At 69.0% G+C, this 17274-nt stretch carries 15 protein-coding genes; 9 read left to right on the top strand and 6 right to left on the bottom strand.

Going from position 1 to position 17274, the window contains the following annotated elements:
* Positions 1-70 precede the first annotated feature (70 nt).
* From HUW62_RS09550 to HUW62_RS09535, 4 genes are read left to right on the top strand one after another with little or no spacing between them, the layout of a single operon-like run.
* A complete protein-coding gene (locus HUW62_RS09550) occupies positions 71-679 on the top strand; it encodes a TetR/AcrR family transcriptional regulator (protein ID WP_163861358.1) in 609 nt (202 codons plus the stop codon).
* Positions 676-1887, top strand: coding sequence for an MFS transporter (locus HUW62_RS09545; protein WP_176434237.1), 1212 nt, complete (start codon positions 676-678; stop codon positions 1885-1887). The genes HUW62_RS09550 and HUW62_RS09545 overlap by 4 nt, the downstream gene beginning before the upstream one ends.
* Positions 1884-2381 (top strand): pantetheine-phosphate adenylyltransferase, encoded by a 498-nt coding sequence (gene coaD, locus HUW62_RS09540; RefSeq protein WP_163861352.1) that lies wholly within the window; start codon positions 1884-1886, stop codon positions 2379-2381. Before HUW62_RS09545 ends, coaD begins: the two co-directional genes overlap by 4 nt.
* The gene (locus tag HUW62_RS09535; RefSeq protein ID WP_163861349.1) at positions 2378-3124 is read left to right on the top strand and encodes an MBL fold metallo-hydrolase; all 747 of its coding nucleotides are present in this window, start codon (positions 2378-2380) and stop codon (positions 3122-3124) included. The genes coaD and HUW62_RS09535 overlap by 4 nt, the downstream gene beginning before the upstream one ends.
* Before the next feature lie 54 nt (positions 3125-3178).
* Here HUW62_RS09535 and HUW62_RS09530 read toward each other — a convergent pair whose 3' ends face one another.
* On the bottom strand, positions 3179-5074 hold the full coding sequence (locus HUW62_RS09530; RefSeq protein WP_163861346.1) for an alpha-amylase family glycosyl hydrolase: 1896 nt from the start codon (positions 5072-5074) through the stop codon (positions 3179-3181).
* Positions 5075-5315: 241 nt separating this feature from the next.
* On the opposite strand from HUW62_RS09530, the gene HUW62_RS09525 reads away from it, so the two are divergent.
* Both HUW62_RS09525 and HUW62_RS09520 read left to right on the top strand, forming a co-directional pair.
* Entirely contained in the window at positions 5316-6935 is a 1620-nt protein-coding gene (locus HUW62_RS09525) for a bifunctional UDP-sugar hydrolase/5'-nucleotidase (RefSeq protein ID WP_163861344.1), read from the top strand.
* A gap of 197 nt (positions 6936-7132) precedes the next feature.
* Entirely contained in the window at positions 7133-8215 is a 1083-nt protein-coding gene (locus HUW62_RS09520) for an isopenicillin N synthase family oxygenase (RefSeq protein WP_176434236.1), read from the top strand.
* A 24-nt stretch (positions 8216-8239) separates the two neighbouring features.
* Here HUW62_RS09520 and HUW62_RS09515 read toward each other — a convergent pair whose 3' ends face one another.
* Together HUW62_RS09515 and HUW62_RS09510 are read right to left on the bottom strand one after the other, a co-directional pair.
* On the bottom strand, positions 8240-9016 hold the full coding sequence (locus tag HUW62_RS09515) for a YdcF family protein (RefSeq protein ID WP_176434235.1): 777 nt from the start codon (positions 9014-9016) through the stop codon (positions 8240-8242).
* A gap of 16 nt (positions 9017-9032) precedes the next feature.
* On the bottom strand, positions 9033-9878 hold the full coding sequence (locus HUW62_RS09510; RefSeq protein ID WP_163861335.1) for an NAD(+)/NADH kinase: 846 nt from the start codon (positions 9876-9878) through the stop codon (positions 9033-9035).
* 117 nt (positions 9879-9995) lie between these two features.
* Between HUW62_RS09510 and HUW62_RS09505 the strand changes: the two genes are divergently transcribed.
* Positions 9996-11327: a replication-associated recombination protein A gene (locus HUW62_RS09505; RefSeq protein ID WP_176434234.1), complete on the top strand. Its 1332-nt coding sequence runs from the start codon at positions 9996-9998 to the stop codon at positions 11325-11327.
* A gap of 1 nt (position 11328) precedes the next feature.
* Here HUW62_RS09505 and HUW62_RS09500 read toward each other — a convergent pair whose 3' ends face one another.
* From HUW62_RS09500 to HUW62_RS09490, 3 genes are all read right to left on the bottom strand, one after another.
* Positions 11329-12795, bottom strand: a complete 1467-nt coding sequence (locus HUW62_RS09500) for a sigma-54 dependent transcriptional regulator (RefSeq protein WP_163861329.1) — start codon at positions 12793-12795, stop codon at positions 11329-11331.
* Complete coding sequence (locus HUW62_RS09495) at positions 12792-14372, bottom strand: ATP-binding protein (protein WP_163861326.1); 1581 nt, start codon at positions 14370-14372, stop codon at positions 12792-12794. Before HUW62_RS09495 ends, HUW62_RS09500 begins: the two co-directional genes overlap by 4 nt.
* Positions 14373-14540: 168 nt before the next feature.
* Positions 14541-15491, bottom strand: coding sequence for a diguanylate cyclase (locus tag HUW62_RS09490; protein ID WP_176434233.1), 951 nt, complete (start codon positions 15489-15491; stop codon positions 14541-14543).
* Positions 15492-15621: 130 nt separating this feature from the next.
* On the opposite strand from HUW62_RS09490, the gene HUW62_RS09485 reads away from it, so the two are divergent.
* Together HUW62_RS09485 and HUW62_RS09480 are read left to right on the top strand one after the other, a co-directional pair.
* Positions 15622-16410 (top strand): glycosyltransferase family 2 protein, encoded by a 789-nt coding sequence (locus HUW62_RS09485; RefSeq protein ID WP_163861320.1) that lies wholly within the window; start codon positions 15622-15624, stop codon positions 16408-16410.
* Between the two features lie 9 nt (positions 16411-16419).
* The gene (locus HUW62_RS09480; RefSeq protein ID WP_176434232.1) at positions 16420-17268 is read left to right on the top strand and encodes a ChbG/HpnK family deacetylase; all 849 of its coding nucleotides are present in this window, start codon (positions 16420-16422) and stop codon (positions 17266-17268) included.
* Positions 17269-17274: the final 6 nt, after the last annotated feature.

Below are 17274 nucleotides of genomic sequence, written 5' to 3'. Positions count from 1 at the left end.
CCCTGGAGCGATTGACACCACCGCCTCGCCTGTTTATAAGTTGGTCACACAACCAATAAACAAGGCCATCATGCCCCGTCCGTCCAACACCGAGGAGCGCCGACAGCAAATCGTCTCGGGACTGCTGCGCGTCATGTCGGAGCGCGGCTACGAGCGGGCCTCGGTCAACGAAATCGCGAAGGCGGCGGGGCTGAGCCCGGGGCTGGTGCACTACCACTTCAGCGACAAGCAGGAGATCCTGCTCGTCCTGGTGGAGCAGCTCGCGGCGCGCGCTCGGGCGCGGGTGGCGAAGCGCTTTGAGCGACTCGCCGTTGACGACGCGCGCGGCCGCATCGACGCCTTCCTGGATGCGTTCCTCGCGACGGGCGCGGACGCGGACACGAGCGCGGTGGCGGGCTGGGTCACCATCAGCGCGGAGGCGATTCGGCAGCCGGAGGTCCGCGCCGCCTACGAGCAGGTGGTGCGCGCGGACCTGGAGCAGCTCGAGGCGCTGGTGGCGACGCTGGTGGGCAAGCGCAAGGCGCGGGCGCTGGCGGCGGGACTCTTCGCGGCGGTGCAGGGCTACTTCGTCCTCTCGGCCAGCTCGCCCGGACTGGTGCCGGTGGGCTCGGCGGCGAACACCGTGAAGCACATGGCCGCGGGCCTCCTCGACACCTCGGCGGCCCGGGAGGGCGCATGAAGACCTCCACGAAGCTGGGTCTGCTGTCGAGCCTCTATCTCTCGCAGGGCCTGCCGTTCGGCTTCTTCACCCAGGCGCTTCCGGTGCTGCTGCGCCACCAGGGCCTGTCGCTTCCGGCCATCGGCCTGGCCCACCTGCTCGCGTTGCCGTGGGCCCTGAAGTTCCTCTGGGCGCCCTTCATGGACCGGCACGGCTCCGCGCGCTGGGGACTGCGGCGCGGCTACATCCTCCCGTTGCAGTGCCTCAGCGCGGGCCTGTTGCTGTCTCTCGCGCTGCCCGAGTCCACCGTGGACACGCGCCTGCTGCTCGCGGCGGTGCTCGGCGTCAACCTGCTCGCGGCGACGCAGGACGTGGCCACTGATGGGCTCGCGGTGACGCTGCTCTCGCCGTCCGAGCGCGGCTGGGGCAACGGCATCCAGGTGGCCGCTTATCGCGTGGGCATGATTCTGGGCGGCGGCGTCATGCTCGCCGTGTTCGACAAGGCGGGCTGGCGTCCCACGCTCCTCGCCCTCGGACTGGTCTTGCTCGTCGCCACCGTACCCGTGGCCCTCTATCGCGAGCCCCCCACCGAGCCGTCTCCTCGCGCGAGTCTGGGCCTCGCGTGGTGGTGGCGCCAGCCCGGTGCCACGACGTGGCTCCTCCTGCTCGTCGCCTACAAGGCGGGCGAGGCGCTGGCCACGGGCATGCTGCGCACCTTCCTGGTGGACCGGGGCCTGACACTGACGGACATCGCGTGGCTCTTGGGCGGCGTGGGCTTCACGGCGGGCCTCCTCGGCGCGCTCATCGGCGGCAGCCTGGTGGCGCGACTGGGACGACGCCGGGCACTGCTCCTCTTCGGCGTCATCCAGGCCACTGCGGTGCTGCTGTACGCCCTCGTCGCCAGCTTCCCCTCGTCGATGACCTGGCTGACCGCCGTGTGCGCGGTGGAGCACGTGGCCAGCGGCATGGCCACCGCCACCCTCTTCACCGCGATGATGGACGCGTGCCGACCCGAGCACGCCGCCACCGACTACACCGTGCAGGCCTCGCTCGTGGTGCTCGCCACCGGCGCGGCGGCGGCTGTCAGCGGCTTCAGCGCGCAGGCCCTGGGCTACCCCGGCCACTTCGCCCTGTCCGCCCTGCTCTGCCTCGCGGGCACCCTCTACGTGGCACTCGCCTTCCACCCGTCCCGGGAGTTGACGCCCGGGATGCCCGAGGTGTCGTCATGACCATCGCCGTCTACGCAGGCAGCTTCGACCCCGTCACGGCGGGACACCTGTCCGTCGTCCGGCAGGCCGCGCGACTGTTCGGCCACGTCGTCGTCGTCGTCGCCATCAACCCCGCCAAGAACACCCTGCTCACTCAAGACGAGCGCATGGCCCTGGTGCGCGAGGCCGTGGCCATGCACCCCAACGTCACGGTGGCGTGGACCCAAGGGCTCATCGTCGACTACGCGCGGGACATCGGCGCCAGCGTCCTCCTTCGCGGCGTGCGCGGCGCCACCGATGCGCAGTTCGAGACGGAGCTCGCCCAGAACAACCGCGCCCTCGCGCCTGAAATCTCCACCCTCTTCCTTCCCGCCGAAGCCCACCTCGCCGAGGTGAGCAGCAGCGGACTCAAGCAGCGCGTCGCCCGAGGCGAGGACGTTTCGGCCTTCTGTCCTCCCGCCGTCGCGGCGAAGCTGCGCGAGCGACTCGACCCGTCCCTCCGGAGTCAGCCATGAGCCTGTCCTTCACTCCCCTGGGCGTCGGTGACGCCTTCTCCGCCCTCTACTACTCGTCCTGTCTCGCTGTGGAGGCGGAGGACCAGGTCCTCCTGGTCGACTGTCCCCACCCCATCCGGAAGATGATGCGCGAGGCATCGCTGTCCTCCGGCGTCCCGCTCGATGTGGACCGCGTCAGCGCCGTGGCCCTCACGCACCTGCACGCGGACCACGCGTCCGGACTGGAGGGCCTGGGCTACTTCTCCTTCTTCGTGCTCAAGAAGAAGCTGGAGCTGCTCACCCACCCAGACGTGGCCGAGCGCCTCTGGGAGGGCCACCTGGCCGCCGGAATGGAGTGCCTCATCGAGAAGAAGGGCGAGCCTCCCAACCCGAAGCACTTCGAGGACTACTTCGAGCACACGCCGCTCTCCACCGAGTCGGCCGTGCGGCACGGGCCCTTCCTCGTCGAGGCCCGGATGACCTACCACCACGTGCCCACCACCGCGCTGCGCATCCACGCGGGAGGCCGGTGCCTGGGCTACAGCGCGGACACCGCCTTCGACGAGGGCCTCATCGACTGGCTGTCACGCGCGGACCTGGTCATCCACGAGACGAACTATGGCGTGCACACGCCCTACGAGAAGCTCGCCGCACTGCCCGAAGGTCTGCGCGCCCGCATGCGCCTCATCCACTACCCCGACGACTTCGACACCGCGGCCAGCGTCATCGAGCCGCTCCAGCAAGGCCGTCGCTACACCGTCTGAGGACGCAGGCGCCCGCCCCGCGAGGCAACGGGCGCCCACGTCCCTGTCCATCCGCTACTGCGAGAAGATGAGCAGCGAGTACGGACCGATGGCGAAACTGGCGTTCTGGGCCATGCCGTCCTTGGTGCCGCCGTTCGTGGAGGTGTTCGCCGACGCGGTGTTGCCGAAGTCGGACGAGTACCCGTTCCAGTCGCTGTTGAAGCGCAGGTACCACGTCCCCGCCCGGGGGAAGCCGATGTTGTAGCTGGCGTAGTAGGTGCCGCTGAAGTTGGCGACGACGACGACGTCATCCCCGCCACCGCCACTGTCCCAGCGGTGATACGCAATCAGCTTGTTGGTGTTGTTGACGTGGTGGACGTTGACGTTGCCACCGCGCAGGCCGCGCGTGTTGTTGTTCCAGTTGCGGCGCAGGCGGATGAGGTCGCGGTACAGCGTCTTGATGCCGCCGTAGGTGGTCAGCTTGCCCCAGTCCAGCGGGTCGCCGTCCGCGAAGAAACCATCCTCCAGGAACTCCTGGCCCTGGAACATCATCGGGATGCCCGGCGAGGTGAAGGCGATGCCCGCGGCCAGCGTGGAACGCTTCTTCGCAGCCCAGCTCCCCGCGTTGCCCGGCCAGATCTCCTCGGGAACGCGCGCATGGCCGTTGGCCACCTCGTCGTGGCTCTCCGTGTAGATGATGCGCGAGAGGGCCCGGCCGCTGAAGCGCTGGGTAATCGCGTCACGCACCGCGAACATGTTCCGGTTCGCGTCGTTCTGCTCGATGACCGCCGTGCGCACCGGGTGCACGAACTCCGCCGTCCACTGCGCGTCGAAGCCCGCGCCGCCCGCGAAGTCGCTGGTCGCGTCGTTGGTGATGGAGTCACCGCCGCCGAAGTCCTCGGCGATGGAGATCTTCCAGGGCTTGTTCGCGTTGATTTCGCGGTTGATGGAGCGGAACACCTGCCACGCCGACGGGATGTCACCCGAGCCGTCAATCGTGCGCATGTACTTCGTGGCATCCCAGCGCAGACCGTCCGCGCGGAAGTTGTCCGTCAGGTTCATCATCGAGTCGCGGATGTACGCACGCACCTCGGGACGGCCGTAGTCCGGACGCGTGTCACCCCACGGCGTCACCTTGCGGCTGTCCGTGAAGAAGTACTCGCCGCCGTTGCCCAGGCAGTCACCGCTGAAGCACCACATGGGCAGGTCGCTGGGCCCGTAGTGGTTGTGCACCACGTCGAAGATGACGCCGATGCCCCGGTAGTGCGCCTCGTCCACGAAGCGCTTCATGTCGTTGGGCGAGCCGTAGGCGCTCTCCGGCGCGAACGGGAAGGCCGCGTTGTAGCCCCAGGAGAAGTCCCCGGCGAACTCGTACGCCGGCATCACCTGGACCATGTTGATGCCCAAGTCGCGCACGTGGTCGAGCCTGGCGATGGCGCTGTTCCAGTTGCCCGGCCCGAAGCCCGGAGAGTCGTTGAAGGTCCCCACGTGCATCTCGTAGATGACCATGTCGTTGAAGCCCGGCGTGCTGAACTGCTGCGCGTTCCACCAGTACTCGCCCTGGTCGTAGATGATGCTGGCGCCCGTGGAGTTCTCCTGCCACGCCGAACGCGGGTCCGCGCGCCAAGCGTCGCTGCCCCACTGGTTGCGCGTGACGAACTTGTACTTCTGCCCCTTCACCGCGCCCGCGACGTCGGCGGAGAAGTTGCCGTTGAACTCGTTGCCGAGCTCCACCCAGCCCCAACTGCTGAAGTCGCCCGCCACGAAGACGCGACTGGCCAGCGGAGCCCAGGTGCGGAACGTCGTGCCACCCGAATAGACGGTGGCACCCATGCCCGGCCGCGTCGATGACGTGAGCTGCTGGACGACCTGCGCTGTCTCCTGACCGGAGCCCTGTTGCTTCTCGAGCGCGGAGTCGCCGCAGCCGAACAGACCGGCCAGCAGCAACGCGCTCAACACGTTGTATCGCATGGTGACAACCTCCTCTTGGGGTCAAGGCGGGTCCTAGCAACCGCAGTGAAGTGCGAGCAAACCGCCTACGTGTGATTTCTGTAACTTTCAGTCATGACACGGCGCAGCAGCGATTCACGTTTTCCAGAGCTGACCTCGTGTCAGGACGGGCCGTGAAGGCGGGGCGCTCGCCTTCCCCGCGTGAGTGCGCTACTTCCGCGAGCCCCGGCGCCGTGCGGGCGCCCCTGGAGAACGACTCGCGATGACGACCTCGACAGCGCTGGCCCGACGTGGGGTCCTGCTCCTGCCGCTCGCGCTGTTCCTGGCACTGACTCCGAGCCAATCGAGGGCCGCCGTCCCCGCCGCGCCCAAGGGGACGACGCGCCTGACGTTCCTCCACCTGGCGGACGTGTACCAGGTGCAGCCGCAGGAGCATGGCGACCGGGGCGGGCTCGCGAGGGTGGCCACGCTGCGCAAGCAGGTGCTGAACGAGACGCCTGCCCCGCACGTGCTGACGGTGATGGGAGGCGACACGCTGTCGCCGTCGGTGGAGTCGCTGCTCGACGTGGACGGCCAGCAGCTCAAGGGCCGGCACATGGTGGACGCGTGGAACGCGCTGGGCCTGGATGTCGCGGTGCTCGGCAACCACGAGTTCGACTTCGGCGACGAGGTGCTGCGCGAGCGCATCCGCCAGTCGCGCTTCACGTGGCTGGGCGCCAACGTGACGGACGCGAAGACGGGCGCGCTGTTCGAGGGCGTGAAGGCCTACGAGGTCCGCGAGGTGGGAGGCATCCCCGTCGGCCTGTTCGGCGTGGTGCTGACCGAGACGAAGACTTCGACGAAGGCGGGGCCGGACACCCAATTCGGCGACATCTGCGCGGCGGCGAAGGACGCGGTGGCGAAGCTGCGCGAGGCCGGGGCCAAGGTGGTGGTGGGCCTGACGCACCTGCCGCTGGAGCAGGACCGGCAACTGGCGAAGTGCGTGAAGGTCGACGTGATTCTGGGCGGCCATGACCACGTGGGCGCGGCGGACCGCACCACGGGCACGCCCATCTTCAAGGTGCCCTCGGACGCGCTGGAGCTGGGCAGGCTGTCGCTGGACGTGGACCCGGCGACGGGCACCGTTCGCAAGACGTCCTGGACGCGGATTCCCGTCACGAAGAAGGCGCCGGAGGATGCCGGGTTCAACGAGGCCATGAAGGCCTATGGGCCGCTGTTCGCGCGGCTGGCGGAGCCGGTGGGCAAGACGCCGGTGGCGCTGGATGCGCTCACCGCGCACGTGCGCACTCGGGAGACGAACCTGGGCTCGTTCGTCGCGGATGCCTTCCGCGAGGCGGCGGGCTCGGACGTGGCCATCGTCAACGGAGGGGCGCTGCGCGCGGACAGCGTGCTGCCCGCCGGAGTGATGACGCGCAGGGATCTACACTCGCTGATGCCGTACACGGACGAGCTGGTGGTGGCGGAGGTGAAGGGCGCCACGCTGCGCGCGGCCCTGGAGAATGGCGTCAGCCTGGCCCGCGAGGACGCCCGGCCCGGCCGATTCCTCCAGGTGTCGGGCCTGCGCTTCACGTTCGACCCGCGCAAGCCCGCCGGAGCGCGCGTGGTGGACGTGAAGGTGAACGGCAAGCCGCTGGACGCCGAGGCGACGTACCGGCTCGCCACGCTGAACTTCCTCACCAGCGGCAAGGATGGCTACGACGTGCTCAAGGGCCTGCCCACCACGCCCGCGCTGAAGGACGGACGCTCGCCACTGGACGTGCTCGCCGACGCGTTCAAGTCGGGCAAGCCCGCGCCGCGCGCGAAGCCCGAAGGCCGCATCATCCGGTTGGGCGGGAGCACGCTGGCCCCCGACGCGCGCCGACCCGCACCGCCCATGAAGTAGCCCTGGCTGGAATTGACCCGCCCCTCTCATTCACTTCCAGACACTCGGGCCGCTTGAAACCTGGGTGCCTTTTGCCCCGTGTCTGGCAATGAACGCGAGGGATTGCTCCACTGCCGCGCCGGCGGAGCACCCCTTCTTCTGCGACGTGACAAACCCGGCCCGGGCGAGCTCCCCACCACCCCCACGCGGGAGTTCCCATGGCCGAGCTCGAGACGTTTCAGTTGCCGCAATCCGTGAGTGGAAGCGAGTCCGACGTCGCACTCGGGCTCTCCCTGGTTCGAGCCTGGAGGCGCGACGGCATCTTCCAGCTCGGCATGAGTCCCACCCAGGCGGACAAGGCCCGGCGCGCCTTCGAGTCGAGCCGCCGCTTCTTCCGCCAGCCGCTCGACGCCAAGTCCCGCTGCGTGAGTGATTTGACCTACAGCGGCTACGTCGCCTCCGGCGAGGAGCTGACGGCGGGCGAGGCGGACTACTCGGAGGTCTTCACCGTCTGCAAGGACGTGCCCCTCACGGACGCGCGCGTGCAGTCGCGCTGGCCCTGCCACGGCCCCGCGCCCTGGCCGGACGAGGCGTACCGCCACGACATGAAGGAACACACCGACGAGCTGGGCTCCACGGGAGAGCGCCTGCTGCGTCTGGTGGCGCTGGGCCTGGGCCTGGAGGTGGACACGCTCACGGCGCTGACTCGAGACGGGTGGCACCACATGCGCGTGCTGCGCTTCCCGGCCCGCTCCCCCATGGCGACCCGAGGCATCGGCGCGCACACCGACTACGGAATGCTGGTCATCGCCGCGCAGGACGATGTGGGAGGCCTCTACATCCGCCCCCCCGTGGAGGGCGAGAAGCGCCTCCGCAACTGGCTGCCGGGCGAGAGCTCCGCGGGAATGTACGAGCACGAGGAGCCGTGGACCTTCGTGAAGCCCGTGCCCGATGTCCTGACCGTCTTTCCCGGAGACATCCTCCAGTTCCTCACGCGGGGCTATCTCCTCTCGACGCCGCACAAGGTCGCCCTCAACACGCGGGAGCGCTTCGCGATGGCCTACTTCCACGAGCCCCACTTCGAGGCGTGCGTGCGTCCGCTGCGGGAGCCCACGCGTGACGAGTTCATCCACTACGGCTCGCACTTCACCAACATGTTCATGCGCTGCTACCCGGACCGCGTCACCACCCAGCGCATCCTCGACGAGGACCGCCTGACGACGCTGGCCTGGCTGCGCGCGGATGCCGTCCAGCGCACCGCGCCCGTGGAGGAGGTGCCGCTGCGCCGCGCCGCGAGCTGAGGGCCCTCGACGACGGCGCCGACGTCACGGCGTCGTCCAACCCCGGAGTCGATACACGACACGTCCCGCCAGCTCGCGCAGGACGTCCGTGCTCTGCGACAGGGAGGACGCCCGGGGCACCCAGCTCAGTCTCCCCGGGCGCGTGGCGGGCATCCGCGCGTCCACCGGCAGCGTGTCCGGCCGCAGTCCCACGGCGGCGAAGCAGCCCGCGGCGCGAGGCATGTGCGCCGCGCTCGTCACCAGGAGCAGCCGCTTCCAGCCCCGCTCGCGGATGATGCGCTCGGACTCCAGCGCGTTCTCCCGCGTGTTCCGGCTCCGGCCCTCGGTGACGATGCGCTCCGCAGGCACGCCCCACTCTTGAAGCAAGCGCGACAACACGTCCGCCTCCACCACGGCCTCGGGACGCGGGTCCAACGAGCCGCCCGAGATGAAGACGTGGCGAGCGCGCCCCTCGCGCACCAGCTCGAAGCCCTTCAGCACACGCTCCGATGCGGCGTTGAACTCGACGCGCCCAGTGCGCTCCGTGGCGGCCGGGTCCAACCCTCCGCCCAGGACGATGACGGCGTCGTACGTCACGCCCGGCTCGGACGTGTCCTTCGCGCCCGACTCCGCCACGGACGTCAGCAGCGTGGACACCACGTCGGTGGAGAAGAGGTAGAGCACCCCCAGGCCCGCGAGCGTGAGCCCCCGGGAAAGGCGGGGCCTGCGGCGCAGCACCGCGCCTCCGACGACGAGCAGCAGCAACGCCCACGTCAGGGGTGCCAGGAAGAGGTCCAGCACCTTCGAGAGAATCAGGAACACGGGACGCGATGGCCCTTCAGCGCTCGCCCCAGTGGAGCTTCTGGCGAAGGATGGAGAAGTAGGCCACGCGGGGGTTGCGCACCAGGTTGACGCGGTTGGCGGAGCGCACCACCTCGATGCAGTCGCCGCCCTGCAGCCCGTGGCCCGTCTGTCCGTCCAGCGTCAGGTACGTGTCCGCCGTCTCGCTGCGCAGGGTGATTCGGATGACCCGGTCCGCCGGCACGACGATGGAGCGCTGGGTGAGCGCGTGCGAGCAGATGGGCGACAGCACCGTGCAGTCCACCGACGGGTGGACGATGGGTCCGCCGGCCGACAGCGAGTAGGCCGTGGAGCCCGTGGGCGTGGCGAGGATGACGCCGTCCGCCTTGTACGTGGTGATGGGCACCCCATCGATGGACGTCTCGTGGTCGGCGATGCGCGCCAGCGCGCCCTTGTTGATGACCACGTCGTTGAGGATTTCGTCCTCGATGAGCACGCTGCCGTTGCGGATGAGCCGGCACGTCAGCTTCATGCGCGAGTCCACCTGGAAGCGGCCGGCCTGCACCTCCTCCAGCGTGGAGAACAGCTCCTCCACGGGAATCTCCGTCATGAAGCCCAGGCTGCCCAGGTTGACGCCGAGGATGGGCACGCCGCGTCCGCCCAACAGGCGCGCCGCGTAGATGAGGGTGCCGTCGCCTCCCAGCACCACCGTCAGGTCCGCCCGGGCCGCCAGCTCCCGGTCCTCTATCCGAGGCCAGCCCAGGACATGGGCCAGGGAGCGGTCCCCCAGCACGGTGAGGTGCGGGTACGTCTCCCGGATACGCGCCGCCAGCGCCACCGCCTCCGGGTTGTCCTTCTTCGCGACGATGACGAGGGTCTGCACGCGGGGGCTTTTTAATCCAGGCGGGCACCCGGGCGCTCCCCTGATTTGCGCGAGGGCCCGCCCACCAGACAGAGGCCCCGGCGAGGCGGCCTTCGGGGCGCTAGGTTTGGGGCTTCCATGGACCTCTTCGAACATGCCGGCCAGAAGGAGCAGGCCCGCCGGGCGCCGCTCGCGGAGCGGATGCGTCCCCGGGCCCTCGACGAGTTCGTCGGCCAGGAGCACATCACCGGAGAGGGTCGCTTCCTGCGCCGCGCCATCGAAAGCGACCAGGTCCCCAGCCTCATCCTCTGGGGACCTCCGGGCACCGGCAAGACGACGCTCGCGGGGCTGGTGGCCCGCTCCACCGGCGCCGCCTTCGACTCGGTGTCCGCCGTCCTCGCCGGCGTGAAGGACATCCGCGAGACGGTGGCCCGCGCCCAGGACCGGTGGAACCTGAATCGCCAGCGCACCTTCCTGTTCATCGACGAAATCCACCGCTTCAACAAGTCGCAGCAGGACGCCCTGCTGCCCCACGTGGAGAAGGGCACCGTGACGCTCATCGGCGCCACCACGGAGAACCCGTCGTTCGAGGTGAACGCCGCGCTCCTGTCCCGCTGCCGCGTCGTCACCCTGCGCGGGATGGAGGAAGAGGAGCTGGTGCCGCTCTTGCGCCGGGCCGTCGCGGACGCACGAGGCCTGGGCGGCAAGGTGGTGGTGGAGGAGGACGCGCTGAGCTTCCTCGCGAGCACGGCCGGCGGTGACGCGCGCAAGGCCCTCACCGGCCTGGAGGTGGCCGCGGCCCACGGCGGCGAGAAGGTGGACCGGAAGGTCGCGGAGGAGGCGCTCCAGCAGAAGACGCTGCTCTACGACAAGGGCGGCGAGGAGCACTACAACGTCATCAGCGCCTTCATCAAATCCATGCGCGGCAGCGACGTGGACGGCGCGCTGTACTGGATGGTGCGCATGCTGGAGGCGGGCGAGGACCCCCTCTTCGTCCTCCGGCGCATGGTCATCTTCGCCTCGGAGGACATCGGCAACGCGGACCCGCGCGCGCTGAGCGTGGCGGTGGACGCGCTGCAGGCCTTCCAGTTCGTGGGGCTGCCCGAGGGCACCCTGCCCCTCACCCAGGCCGTGACGTACCTGGCCCTGGCGCCCAAGTCGAACGCGGTCATCGCCGCGTACACCGCCGTGCGCGAGGCCGTGACGAAGGAAGGCGCGCTGCCGGTGCCGCTGCACCTGCGCAACGCGCCCACGAAGCTGATGAAGTCGCTGGGCTACGGGGGCGGCTACAAGTACCCGCACAACTTCGAGGGCAACTACGTCCCGGAGGACTACCTGCCGGAGGCCCTGCGCGCCCGGCGCTTCTACACCCCCACCCGGAACGGGCTCGAGGCGGAGCTGGCCGAGCGCTACGAGACGATTCAACGCCAGCTCGCGGAGCGCGTCCGCGAGCCTGGCGAAGAGGGTTGAACTAGGAGGCTGCTTCCAACGGCTCGACTCCGTCGACGTCGTCGTCCTTGAGGACGCGCGGCTTCATGGAGCGGCCGGCCACCTCGTACTGCTTGAGGAGGCGACGGAAGTTGGAGCGGTCCACGCCCGCGGCGCGCGCGGCGCTGGAGACGTTCTGGTTGTTCTTCTCCAGGAGCGCGGACAGGTAGCGGCGCTCGAAGGCGCGCATCGCCAGGCGCTTGGCCTGGGCGTACGGCAGATGCGCCAGCGAGAAGACCTCCACCGCCGAGTCGGCCTGCGGCGCCGACTGGAAGCCGGGCGGCAGGTCCTCCACGTCGATGACCTCGTTGCTGGTGAGCACCACCGCGCGCTCGATGACGTTCTCCAGCTCGCGCACGTTGCCCGTCCACCGGTTGCAGGTGAGGGCCTCCATGGCGCGCGGAGAGATGCCCGCCACCTTCTTGTCCGCCTTGGATGCGTACAGCTTCAGGAAGTGGTGCGCGAGCAGCGGCACGTCCTGCGGCCTGTCGCGCAGGGGCGGCAGGTCGATGGTGATGACGTTGAGGCGGTAGAAGAGGTCCTCGCGGAACTTGCCCTGCTCCTTGGCGCGGGACAGGTCCACGTGCGTGGCGGCGATGACGCGCACGTCCACCTTGACGGGCTCGTTGGCGCCGACCCGCTTCACCTCGCCCTCCTGGAGGACGCGCAGCAGGCGAACCTGGGTGGCGGGAGGCACGTCGCCAATCTCGTCCAGGAAGATGGTGCCGCCGTCGGCCGCTTCAAACAGGCCCTTCTTGTTGCCCGTGGCGCCGGTGAAGCTGCCCTTGATGTGGCCGAACAGCTCGCTCTCCAGCAGCGTCTCCGTGAGCGCCGAGCAGTTGACGGCGACGAAGGGCTTGTCCTTGCGCGAGCTGCGGTAGTGGATGGCGCGCGCCACCAGCTCCTTGCCCGTGCCGCTCTCGCCCTGGATGAGCACCGTGGCCGTGGAGTGGCTGACGGTCTCCACCAGCTTGAAGACCGAGCGCATCTGCGGCGACTGGCCGATGAGGTCCTCGAACTGGCTGCGCACGGTGAGCGCCTCTTCCAGCGCGCGGGTGCGGTCCTTGAGCGCCTTGCGCTCGGCCGCCTTGGCCACCGTGAGGCTCACCTCGTCGATGTTCTCGAAGGGCTTGGTGAGGTAGTCGTACGCCCCCGCCTTCACCGCCTCCACCGCCGTCTCCACGGTGGCGAAGGCCGTCATCATGATGACCTCCACATCCGGACGGTCCGCCTTGATTCCGCGGAGCAGGTCCATGCCGGACAGGTTCGGCATCTTGATGTCGAGGACGACGACGTCGATGGACGGGTCCTTGGCCGCCGTCAGACCTTCCACCGCATCATCAATGGCCACCACCGGGTGGCCCTCGCGCTGGAGAATCTGCGTCACGGCCTTGAGGACGACGGAGTCGTCATCCACGACGAGGACTTTGGCGCGCTTGACTTGGTTCACGGCAACCTCTCGAGCTGCAGGGGAATGGGCAGGAAGACGGTGAAACGGGAGCCGGCGCCCACCTGGGTGTCGACGTGGAAGCTGCCCCCGTGGTCCTGAACGATGCGGTACGCGATGGACAGACCCAGCCCGGTGCCCTCACCGGGGGGTTTGGTGGTGAAGGAAGGCTCGAAGATGCGCGGCAGGTGCCGCTCCTCGATTCCGCAGCCGGTGTCGGACACCGCGAAGAAGCAGCGGTCTCCCTCGCGGCCCGTCTCCAGCGTCAGCTTGCCTTCGCGCTTGGGCAGCGCCTGAAGGCCATTCTGGAGCAGGTTGAGCACCACCTGCGCGAGCGTGCCGGGGTCCCCGTACACCTTGGGGAGCCCTTCCTTCAAACCCAGGGACAGCACCGCGCGAGGCGTCGCCTTGATTTGCGCGCGGAAGAGCACCGCCGCGTCTTCCACGCAGCGCGACAAGTCGAACAGCCGCCGGTCCTCCACGCGGCTGTGCCGGCTGAACTTCAGCAGGCTCTCGACGATGCGCTTGCAGCGAAGCGCGCTCTCTTCAATCAGTCCCAACGATTCCAGGTCCGCGTCGTCGCGGCCCGCGTCGCGCGACATGAGCTGCGCGAACGCGAGGATTCCGCCCAGCGGATTGTTGATTTCATGCGCCACGCCCCCCGCCAGCTGCCCCACCGCCGCCATCTTCTCCGTCTCGATGAGCCGGCGCGTCATCGCCTGCTCCTCGGTGACGTCGCGATAGGTGCACACCACCCGCTCATCCCCCGCCATGGGGTACGCGGCCACCACGTACGTCCGGCCCCCCTGCTGCACCTCACCCCGCGCGCCCTTGCCACTCTCCATCGCCGCCGGCAGCGGGCACCCCGTGCACGGCTCGTTGCGGCCGAAGAGGTAGCGGTAGCAGGCGACGTCCGACGGAATCTGCTCGATGGAGCGCCCGGCCACGTGCGCGTACGCCAGGTTCGCCCGCCGCACCGCGAAGTCGCGACCGCGGACGACACACAGCGGCGTCTCCATGCAGTCGAACGACAGCTCCCACTCGCGCTTGGCCTGGCTGAGCATCCGCGTGCGCTGCGCGACGCGCTCCTCCAGGTCCGCGTTGAGCAGCTTCAGCTCCGCGTTCTGCGCCGTCGTCACCCGGTACAGCCGCTCGTTCTCCGCCTGCAGCGCGTACTGCTCGAACGCGCTCTTCACCGTCAGCACCAGGTGGCTGTCGTTCCAGGGCTTGGAGATGAAGCGGAAGATTTCGGAGCGGTTGATGGCCTCTTCAATGGCCTGCTGGTCCGCCTGACCCGTGAGCATGATGCGCTGGGCGCGCGGCTCCTGCTGCTTCACCCGCGTCAGGAACTCCACCCCGTTCATGCCGGGCATGCGGAAGTCGGAGATGACGACCTCGGGACGGAACTCCTCCACCGTCCTCAGCGCCTGTTCGGCGTCCGTCGCGGTTTCGATATCCCAGTCACCTCGACGCAGCACCCGCCGGATGGACTTGAGGATGTTCTCCTCGTCGTCCACGAGCAGCAGCCGGCCGCGCGGGGCGGCTTCGGGCTTCGGGAGCTGTGCGGCGAGGGGTCCCATGGGATTCTTTCCGTCCCATGACATTTGCAATGCGTTTGCCAGCCGGTGGGGCACTGCAAACCCATGGAATCACGAGATGATTCGACTCCCCGACAATCGGGGGCCGGGGTCACCCTAGACTCATCCCCTATTGCCGGGTCAATATCAACCCAGGGTCTTTGACCCAGGTCAGTCGCCCTGCGACGAGGAGGGCGGCAAGAGGGGCATTTGAGAGTGGAGACAGATGCGATCCCGCCCCTCGTCCTTGGCCCGGTAGAGCGCTTCATCGGCGGTGAGCAGGAGCTGCTCGGGGCTGAGGACGGTGCGGTGGGGAAAACTGGAGACGCCCAGGGAGGCCGTGACTTGAAGTGCTCCATCCGGCCCTACCCGTAAGGTCGCCAAATCGCGGCGCACACGCTCCGCCACCGAGAGGGCCCCCGTCAGGTGGGTACGGGGTAGCAGGACGGCGAACTCCTCGCCCCCGTAGCGAGCCACCAGGTCCGTTTCGCGCACGCTGGCCTGGAGGGTGGCGGCCACCTCCCGGAGCACTCCGTCCCCCGTGGTGTGGCCATGCCTGTCGTTCACCTGCTTGAAGTGGTCCAGGTCCAACAGGATGAGCGCCAGCGGGTCGTCGTAGCGCTGCGCCCGGCGGAACTCCTCGCGCAGCCGCTCCTGGAAATGGCGGTGGTTGTGGACCCCCGTCAAACCATCCGTCGAAGACAGCCGCTGCAGCTCACCCACCTGGTTGGATAGCTGAGTCAGACGGGCCTGGGTCCGCAGACTCTTGCCCACCCGGGCCCGCAGTTCTTCCGCATCCCATGGGTCAAAGACGACCTCGGCACCCAGGGCCAGCGCACCCACCCAAAAGGCCCGGGTTTCCCTATCTGCCAGGACCACCACGGGAGGCCCTGGCGGTCCTTCCAGGGCCAGCAGTTTGTCGAGCCAGTCCCGGGCTGGCGGCTCTCCAGGCGGGCGGGCGACCCACACCACCAGGTCCACCTCCCGCGCCAGCCGACCCACCTCGGGGCCGGGAGAGACGAGCCGGAGGCAGAAGTCGTCCGGCCCGAGCGCCCGCGCCAGCCGGGCCAGGGTTGATTCCGCTTCGTCCACCACCAACAAGGTGCAGGGCCTGATGGTCACAGTATCCCCGGAAAATGGTGACTCCACGGTACCACACAGGTGATTTCAGGTGGGAGTCCCATGATTGATTTAGGACCCGGGGCTTGGTACCGAGCCGCCCGAGCAGTCCCCCCGTACCCCGAGGTCCTCCGTGGCCAAGTACCCCAGCATCAGCCTCTTCCTTCCCGCATGGAACGAGGAGGACTACGTCGAGCGGGCGGTGGGGCGCGCGGTGGAGGCGCTCTCCCAGCTGACGGACGACTTCGAAATCATCGTCGTCAACGACGCGTCGACGGACCGCACGCAGGAGCTGGCGGAGGCGATGACGCAGCGGATTCCGCAGCTGCGGGTCATCAACCATCCGGTGAATCTGAAGCTGGGTGGGGCGATGCGCACGGGGCTGGCGGCGTCGACGAAGGACATCGTCGTCTACTCGGACATCGACCTGCCGTGGGATTTGCGGGAGCTGGAGCGCTCACTGCACCTGATGGACTACCTGGAGGCGGACATGATTTGCGCCTTCCGGTTCGACCGCACGAGCGAGGGGCCCAAGCGCATCGTCTACTCGTTCGTCTACAACATGCTCATCCGGGCGTTGTTCGACATCCAGATCAAGGACGTCAACTTCAGCTTCAAGGTGATGCACCGCCGGGTGCTGGAGTCGATGGAGCTCAAGAGCCAGGGCTCGTTCATCGACGCGGAGCTGGTGGTGAAGGCCATCCGCAAGGGCTTCCGGGTGTTCCAGATGGGTGTGGACTACTTCCCGCGCACGCGTGGCGTGTCCACGCTGGCCTCGCCGTCGGTCATCGTGAAGATGGTGAAGGAGCTGGTGAAGCTGTACCCGGAGACGCGCACGCCAGCGCCGCCGACGCAGCCGGTGCGCCTGCCGCCGTCGGTGCAGCCGCTGCGCACGGTGTCCGGCCGCACGGCGCGGGGCTGAGAGCCCGCCGTGACTTCACGCCCCACGCGCCTCGTGGTGAATGCGGACGACCTGGGGCTGCACCCGTCGCTGGACGCGGGCATCCTCCGCGCGCATCGCGAGGGCATCGTCACCAGCGCCACGCTGCTGGCGATGGGGCCCACGGCGTCGGAGGCGGCGGACCGCGCGAGGGCTCAAGGGCTCGCGGTGGGGCTGCATCTGGCGCTGTCCACCCGGCTGACTCCGGCCGCTCCCGCGCATGCGGTGAGGACGGTGGCGCCCGGGGGAAGGCTGCGCGGGAGCTGGGCGGACTTCGCGAGGGACTGGTTGATGGGGAAGGTCCGGCGCGAGGAGGTGGCGCTGGAGCTGGATGCGCAGCTGCGGCGGGCGCGCGAGCTGGGCGTGGCGGTGGACCACCTGGATGGGCACCAGCACCTGCATGTGCTTCCGGGCATCCGGCCTCTCGTGGAGGCACTGGCCGCGCGGGAGAAGCTGCCGTTGCGCTGGCCGGATGCGTTGCCCCGTATGCGGTGGCTGCGGACGCCTGGGCCCGCGCTGAAGACGACGCTGCTGACGGTGCTGGCGCGCACCGCGCCTCGTGCGGCCCAGGGAGTGCGACGGGTGAGCGCGGGCGGCGTGTTCGAGGCGGGGCGACTGGACGAGGCGGCGTTGCTCGCCGCTCTGGACGCACTGCCCTCGGGAGACTTCGAGCTGGGTTGTCACCCTGGTGAGGGCGCTCCGCATGTGCCGGAGGACCCAGCGTGGCGCTATGGCTGGCAGGCGGAGCTGGCGGCCCTCACCAGCCCTCTCGTGAGGGCGTGCCTCACCGAGCGGGGCATCCAGCTCCATAGCTACGCGACTCTCGCTTCCGCGAATTAGAGCGCA

It is taken from the genome of Myxococcus sp. AM011 (assembly GCF_013372595.1).
Lineage (GTDB): Bacteria > Myxococcota > Myxococcia > Myxococcales > Myxococcaceae > Myxococcus > Myxococcus eversor.
The sequence above is the reverse complement of the archived record's forward strand: the minus strand, read 5'-3'. Positions and strand labels throughout refer to the sequence as shown.

Bases quoted from the DNA above. Each gene is read 5' to 3' on its own strand.
- HUW62_RS09550 (WP_163861358.1), top strand. From the start codon at position 71: ATGCCCCGTCCGTCCAACACCGAGGAGCGCCGACAGCAAATCGTCTCG.
- HUW62_RS09545 (WP_176434237.1), top strand. From the start codon at position 676: ATGAAGACCTCCACGAAGCTGGGTCTGCTGTCGAGCCTCTATCTCTCG.
- coaD (WP_163861352.1), top strand. From the start codon at position 1,884: ATGACCATCGCCGTCTACGCAGGCAGCTTCGACCCCGTCACGGCGGGA.
- HUW62_RS09535 (WP_163861349.1), top strand. From the start codon at position 2,378: ATGAGCCTGTCCTTCACTCCCCTGGGCGTCGGTGACGCCTTCTCCGCC.
- HUW62_RS09530 (WP_163861346.1), bottom strand. From the start codon at position 5,074: ATGCGATACAACGTGTTGAGCGCGTTGCTGCTGGCCGGTCTGTTCGGC.
- HUW62_RS09525 (WP_163861344.1), top strand. From the start codon at position 5,316: ATGACGACCTCGACAGCGCTGGCCCGACGTGGGGTCCTGCTCCTGCCG.
- HUW62_RS09520 (WP_176434236.1), top strand. From the start codon at position 7,133: ATGGCCGAGCTCGAGACGTTTCAGTTGCCGCAATCCGTGAGTGGAAGC.
- HUW62_RS09505 (WP_176434234.1), top strand. From the start codon at position 9,996: ATGGACCTCTTCGAACATGCCGGCCAGAAGGAGCAGGCCCGCCGGGCG.
- HUW62_RS09495 (WP_163861326.1), bottom strand. From the start codon at position 14,372: ATGGGACCCCTCGCCGCACAGCTCCCGAAGCCCGAAGCCGCCCCGCGC.